This is a genomic window from Streptomyces flavofungini (assembly GCF_041028215.1).
GTDB classification, from domain to species: Bacteria; Actinomycetota; Actinomycetes; order Streptomycetales; family Streptomycetaceae; genus Streptomyces; species Streptomyces flavofungini_B.
The window spans coordinates 1-3,382 of the sequence record NZ_JASKYR010000849.1 but is presented as its reverse complement, the minus strand read 5'-3'; the positions used below and the strand labels follow the sequence as shown (position 1 = coordinate 3,382).

Here is a 3,382-nt window from a genome sequence, read left to right as displayed (position 1 = left end):
GTCCGAAGAGGTCCGGCGGGGAGTGCGGGGCTCAGCCCCCGGCGGTCGTGGCCGTCGTCGCCGTCGGCCTGCGCACCAGGAACGCCGCCCCCGCCCCCGCCGCGACGAGCGCCAGGGCCGAGACGCCGGTGGCCAGCCAGGTCGCGCCGAGCCACTGGCCGCCGAAGTAGCCGAGGGCCACGCTGTAGCCCGCCCAGGCCACGCCCGCGAGCGCCGACCAGGGGAGGAACTCGCGGAGTCTGCGGTGGGCCGCGCCCGCGCCGAGGGAGACGATCGAACGGCCCGCGGGGGCGAAGCGGGCGATGACGAACAGGATGCCGCCGCCCCTGGCCAGCGCCGCGCCGAGCTTCGCCTGCGCAGAGGTCAGCCGCCGCGAGCGGGCGATGGCGCGCTCCAGTCGGGCGCCGCCGCGCCAGGCGAGGCGGAACGCCGCCATGTCACCGAGCACTGACGCGGTGGCCGCGCTGAGCGTGAGGAGCAGGATGTCGGGGACGTTGTGCGGTACCCGCCCCGTGCCCGCCGCTGCCGCCGCCGTCGCCGACATGATGACGAGCACGCCGCTCGGCAGCACGGGGACGAAGACGTCGAAGAGGACGGAGAAGGCCACGACCGCGTAGATCCATGGACTTCCGGTCAGCGCCCCCACGCTTTCAAGCACGACAACTCCCCGTTACTCCCCGGACGGCAGCGCGTTGCCGCTGTGTTCCGGGGGACGGCAGGAGCGGCCTGATGACAGCTCTACAGCGTACGCCGCACGCACCGCCGATGATCCACTGGGGGCTCGGATGTTCGCCATGTCACGTTCATCAGGCGCCGCCCTTCACCCGTACGCAGCCGCAAGGCCGGGCGAAGACGGCGGCGCCCCCTCCCTCCGGGCGTACGGGCCACGGAGGACCGGGACGTACGGGCCGCGGAGGAAGGGGGCGCCGGAGGGCGTCGGCCGTCAGGCGGCGACCGGCGTGCGCTCCGCGGCCTTGTCGTCCTCGCTGGCGCCGCGCGCCGCGAAGAGCCGGTCGAGGCCGAACGCGCCGGACCCGGTGAAGACGAAGAGCAGCATCGCCCAGCAGAAGATCGCCGAGGCCTCGCCGCCGTTCTCCATGGGCCACAGCGCCTCGGGCTGGTGCACCTTGAAGTAGGCGTAGGCCATCGAGCCGGACGCGATGAACGCGGCGGCGCGGGTGCCGAGGCCGAGGAGAACCAGACCGCCGCCGACGAGCTGGATGACGGCCGCGTACCAGCCGGGCCACGTACCCGCGTCGATCGTGCCGCCGCTGCCGGCCGCGCCGCCGAGCACGCCGAAGAGCGAGGCGGCGCCGTGGCAGGCGAAGAGCAGGCCGATGACTATGCGGAACAGGCCTATGGCGTAGGGCTGGGCGCTGTTGAGACGTCCAGTCATGGTGGGGAACTCCTTCGGTCGAGGGGGACGGAACCGAGCGGAGGCCCAAGATTAGGCGAACCTAATTAGTGCTTGCAAGTTCAACATTCGGTCATGCGGGGCCCCCGCCCGCTCCGTCTCCGCGGAGCGGAGTGACCCTCCGGAACCCGAGGTCAGCGTGCGCAGAGCGGCCCGCGCCACCGCGTCCGCGTCCGACAGGGTGACCGAGTCGACGCCGGGTCTGGCCCCCGCGGCGGTCACCCAGTGCACTCCCTCTGTCGGCACCCCGAACGCGAACCGTCGCTTATGGAAACAACCTTGATGATCTATCAGGTGGTAGGGGCGCGGCGTCACGTCCACTCCGCGCGTCTCGTGGCCGTCGACCCGGTGCGGACGGCAGCCGCCCGTCACCATGAGTCGCGCGAGCAGTTCGTCCCCCGTGCGGCGCACATCCGGCTCCGGCAGCCGGGCCTCGACGAGCGTGCGCACGCGGATCTCCGATCCGGGCACATCGGGGGAGTACGCGACGAACGCCCCGCCGTCCGGCCGTACGGTCATGCCCGGGCCGAGGACGTCGAGCACGCCCGCCTCGATCAGCGCGGCCATCTCCTCGATGCGGCGGCGCGGCGGACCGATCGAGAGGAAGGCGTTGAGCGGGGTGTACCACCGGTCGAGGTGCGCACGCCGCGAGGCGCCGGTGACGCCCGCGTGGTCGACCACCCTGCGCAGCTCATTGCGCAGGTCACGCAGGACGTCGAGCGCCGCCTTGAGCGGTCCGGCGACATTGCCGAGGGCCGCTTGCGCGGCGTCGGCGCGGAGGTACCCGAGGAGCCAGGCGCGGTGCTCCCCGGGCCCGGCGAAGCCCCCGTCGGGATGCGGGTGGGCCAGCCGGTCCCAGCACCAACGCTCGGCATCCGTGATCCCCCACTCGTCGAGAACGAGCGTTTCCTCGGCGCTCCGGTGCTCGGTGGCCAGAAATCGCCCCTGGAAGTCCGCGGCTCCCTCCCCCGGGAACGCCGCCCGGCCGCCTCGTGCGGCCAGCAATGCCCCGTAATAGACCGTCTCCACCTCCTTCGCGACCAGTGGCCATATCTCGCCGAGGAAGTCCGGCGCGTCACCGCTGTCCGCGCGCTTGCGGAAGCGGGCTATGACGTCGTCGGTGAGTACGGCGGGGACGTGCCGTCCGTAGGGCCCCTTGGCGTTGTCGCCGCGCGCCTGGTGGGGGACGCCGCGCCGGGAGCCCGCGTGGAGCCGGGGCTCGTGGCCCGAGGGCTCGTAGCGCAGGGTGCCGTCCGGCGTCCGCGTGTACCGCCCGCCGCGCCCCGTGCTCAGCAGCGCCATGTGGTCGAAGAAGTTGAGGCCGAGGCCGCGCAGCAGGACGGGTTCGCCGGGGGCGATCGCGGAGAGGTCCACGTCGGCCGGGTTGGCGGGCGCGAAGTGACGCAGGCCGTGCCGCGCGGCGTGCTCGGCGAGGAGCTCCTGCTCGCGGTCGGGGCGGACGGGCAGGTGCCCCTGCGCGAGGACGACGGCCGCGAGCCCGGTCAGCTCGACGCCGTCGTCCAGTACGAGGGTCTGGAGCCCGTCGGACGTCTCGTCGAGCCGCAGCGCCCGCGCCGCGTGGACCCGCACCCGGACCTGTGCGGGGGCCTCGCGCACGGTCCGGGCGAAGACCCACTCCAGATAGCGGCCGTAGCAGGCGCGGGTCGGATAGTCGTCGGGTCCGAGCCCCGGCTCAGGCCCGGCGGCCGCCCACTCGTACAGGCTCGGCCCCGGCAGGACCGGGCCCGAGCAGTCGACGCTCGGGTCGGTGAAGAGGGTGACCTGGGAGGCGACGGTGTTCATGAGCAGCTCGGCGGGCTGCGACGTCCGCCAGACCTGCCCCGGGCCCGGCGGCGCCGGATCGATGACATGGACCGTAAGCCGCGTCCCGGGGTCGAGGAGTTCGGCCGCCGACGCGCAGATCCTTTCGAGCACGCTGGTGCCGCGCGGGCCCGCGCCGACCAGTGC

At 73.6% G+C, this 3,382-nt stretch carries 3 protein-coding genes; all 3 read right to left on the bottom strand.

Annotation, left to right across the window (positions count from 1 at the left end; all coding sequences use genetic code 11):
• Nucleotides 1–31: 31 nt before the first annotated feature.
• Nucleotides 32–658 (bottom strand): DedA family protein, encoded by a 627-nt coding sequence (locus AB8Z36_RS35480; protein WP_369217506.1) that lies wholly within the window; start codon nucleotides 656–658, stop codon nucleotides 32–34.
• Nucleotides 659–943: 285 nt separating this feature from the next.
• A complete protein-coding gene (locus AB8Z36_RS35475; protein ID WP_369217505.1) occupies nucleotides 944–1,396 on the bottom strand; it encodes a DoxX family protein in 453 nt (150 codons plus the stop codon).
• Nucleotides 1,397–1,447: 51 nt separating this feature from the next.
• The coding region (locus tag AB8Z36_RS35470; RefSeq protein WP_369217504.1) for an FAD/NAD(P)-binding protein at nucleotides 1,448–3,382 on the bottom strand (1,935 nt) is incomplete at its 5' end.

Excerpts from the sequence above, each read along its gene's own strand:
- AB8Z36_RS35475 (WP_369217505.1), bottom strand. The coding sequence starts at position 1,396 with ATGACTGGACGTCTCAACAGCGCCCAGCCCTACGCCATAGGCCTGTTC.